Annotated in this window: 2 protein-coding genes and 2 pseudogenes; 1 reads left to right on the top strand and 3 read right to left on the bottom strand. The window is 70.1% G+C overall.

The genetic code is table 11. The features are described from left to right. Window positions 1-67: 67 nt before the first annotated feature. From G6016_RS15610 to G6016_RS15600, 3 genes and pseudogenes are all read right to left on the bottom strand, one after another. Window positions 68-1,087: an HAAS signaling domain-containing protein gene (locus G6016_RS15610; protein WP_182633521.1), complete on the bottom strand. Its 1,020-nt coding sequence runs from the start codon at window positions 1,085-1,087 to the stop codon at window positions 68-70. Then, window positions 1,087-1,443: a PadR family transcriptional regulator gene (locus G6016_RS15605; RefSeq protein ID WP_182633520.1), complete on the bottom strand. Its 357-nt coding sequence runs from the start codon at window positions 1,441-1,443 to the stop codon at window positions 1,087-1,089. The genes G6016_RS15610 and G6016_RS15605 overlap by 1 nt, the downstream gene beginning before the upstream one ends. 213 nt (window positions 1,444-1,656) lie before the next feature. Then, a pseudogene (locus G6016_RS15600) lies at window positions 1,657-1,926 on the bottom strand (RNA-directed DNA polymerase); the annotation flags it as partial. 14 nt (window positions 1,927-1,940) lie between these two features. Between G6016_RS15600 and G6016_RS15595 the strand changes: the two are divergent. Further along, window positions 1,941-2,290, top strand: a pseudogene (locus tag G6016_RS15595) (hypothetical protein); the annotation flags it as partial.

The raw sequence follows: 2,290 nt of genomic DNA, 5'->3' as shown, positions 1-2,290 counted from the left end.
GGCCGGCCGTGTGGGGCTCGGGCGTGTGGGACTCGGCCGTGTCGGGCTCGGACGGCGGCCGGGGGCCTCACCGCCCGGCCCGCCGGTACGCCCGCACGGTCTCGAACTGGTCCCAGATCACGATCGCCCAGATCGCCACCACCACGCTCCAGCGGATCGCGGTGGTCACGGTGCCGCCGTCCGCGGGCACGAGCTCCGGGTGGATGAGCGAGTCCTGGCTCAGGGCGAGCGCGGTGAGGAAGACGCCGAACACCACGTCGACGGACACCTCCACGGCGAGCCGGCCCGGCTGCGGGGCGGGCCTGAGCAGCAGCCACACCTGGATCAGGGCCAGCACGCCGATCAGCAGCAGGTATCCGACGATCCACGGCGTCGGGATGGCCGGATTCACCAGACGCTCGCCACCGTTCAGGTGGCCTATATAGAGGAACGTCGACGGGATGAACGGCAGCGCGGCGAAGATCGCGAGCAGGACCAGGGAGACCACGGCGTTAGCCCGGGTCTCGGGGCGGTCTGGCGCGGCCTCGAGGCGATCGGGATCCCAGGACGAGGTCACATCGAACGGTGACCGCGCACCCTCCGGGGTGGTCCGCTCCACGATCACCACGACCAGCGTCCAGGCGGCGAAGACCCACAGCAGGGCCCCCGCCACGGAGCTGATGACCTCCCCGATCAGGCCACCCAACTGGGGATCCGGCGTGGTGGAGGCGTACAGGATGCCGCCGACGCTCGCGGAGAACGCCCCGGCGATCGGCAGCAGCCAGCGCAGGACGTGCGCCCACACCGGGTAGACGTCGGGCCCGATCAGATACTGGCGGGCGCCGGAATAGCGACGAGCAAGCGCGGCAGGATCGCCGAGGCGCTTCAGAACGAGCCGCTCCGCGTCCACCTCCGCGTCTGCGGCCCCGCCGGTGGCTGCGGCGTTGTCGTCGTCGTGGTTCTGGTTGTCGTCGTGCTCGTGGTCTTCGCGCTCGGCGGCCACCATGTCCTCGATGGTGCCGGCGATCTCGGTCGCGATGTCTTCGCGCTGGTCCTCCGGGAGGCGGCGGACCACCTCGGCGATGTAGCGATCGGTGAGTGTGCGCATCAGGAATCCGCCTCCTCGAGGTCGGTGTAGGCGGCTGACAGGGCCCGCCATTCGGTGTTCAGGCGCGCGGCGATGTCGGTGCCGAGCGGGGTGGTCTCGTAGTACTTGCGGGGGCGCGACTCGCCGGTGTCCCAGCTGGACGTGAGCAGGCCCTGCTTCTCGAGGCGGCGCAGGAGCGGGTAGAGGGTGTTGGCCTCGGTGTCGATGCCGACGTCGGCCAGCGTCGTGAGCAGTCCGTATCCGTACCGCGGCGTCCGGCAGGCCAGCAGGCTCGCCAGCACTACGGAGCCGCGTCGTAGTTCTTGGAGGTGGGTGAGAAGGGTGGGGTCGTCGGTGTCCTCGGCGTTGGTGCCCATGGCTAGCACGATAGTGCGTGACACACAGTATGTAAATGACGCACAGTAATGTGCTGGGTTGAGGCCGGCCTGTTGGGGAGAGGTCGGTGGGGGTCGGTGGGGTCGGGGAGTTAGTGACGACGACGAGGCCGACACACTCCCGAACCCGATCTACTTCCGTAGTGGACGGTCAGGCCGTCTCGGGCACGGCGGGAAGGCAATCCGGCGCGCAGGTCAGTTCTCCCAGTCGACCTCGGCCGCCATGGCGAGCAGACGCTCGCGGCGGACCTCGTCGCCCGCCCCGACCCATGCGATGCGCCCCAGAACGTGGGCCCGGAAGTCCTCGTTCCCGGCGTGATTCTGCGACGCGGCGCCGTGGTGGCGGGCGTTGTGCAGGAGAGCGCGCAGGTTGTCGTACTCGGCGCGGCTGACGCGGGGACGGGCGTTCACCACGAGCCCTGCCAGGCGCTGCCGCTGATGCTCACGCATGATCCGCACCTTGCCGATACCCTGCACCCATGCGTGTCTCGCCGGACGGAACCTTCCACGGCCTGCGCCCGTCGCACCTGTGCCGTGCGGCGTGCCGGATGCAGGCGGATCCGGCGCCGCCGCGACCATTCCTCGCGCTCCACCCGGTCATCGACTACCGCCCGTACATCATGGCCTCGCCCGACGTCTTCCCGCCCGGCCATCCCGGCTACGACCAGGGCGTGGCCGCCGACCTGCAGATCCCCGCCGACCTGCGGGCGCAGATCGAGACCTGGATCGACGAGTTCAAGGAGAACTTCCTCCACCTCGGCGACCGCCCCGTCGACCAGCCGGTGTGGCGCGAGGGCTTCGACGAGATGGCCTGGCTCGACCGCGGCCA

The sequence above is a fragment of the Dietzia aerolata genome, from assembly GCF_014144865.1.
Classification (GTDB): domain Bacteria; phylum Actinomycetota; class Actinomycetes; order Mycobacteriales; family Mycobacteriaceae; genus Dietzia; species Dietzia aerolata.
This window is presented reverse-complemented; position numbering and strand designations above follow the sequence as displayed.

Coding starts and splice junctions, on each gene's coding strand:
- G6016_RS15605 (WP_182633520.1), bottom strand. CDS start 1,443: ATGGGCACCAACGCCGAGGACACCGACGACCCCACCCTTCTCACCCAC.
- G6016_RS15610 (WP_182633521.1), bottom strand. CDS start 1,087: ATGCGCACACTCACCGATCGCTACATCGCCGAGGTGGTCCGCCGCCTC.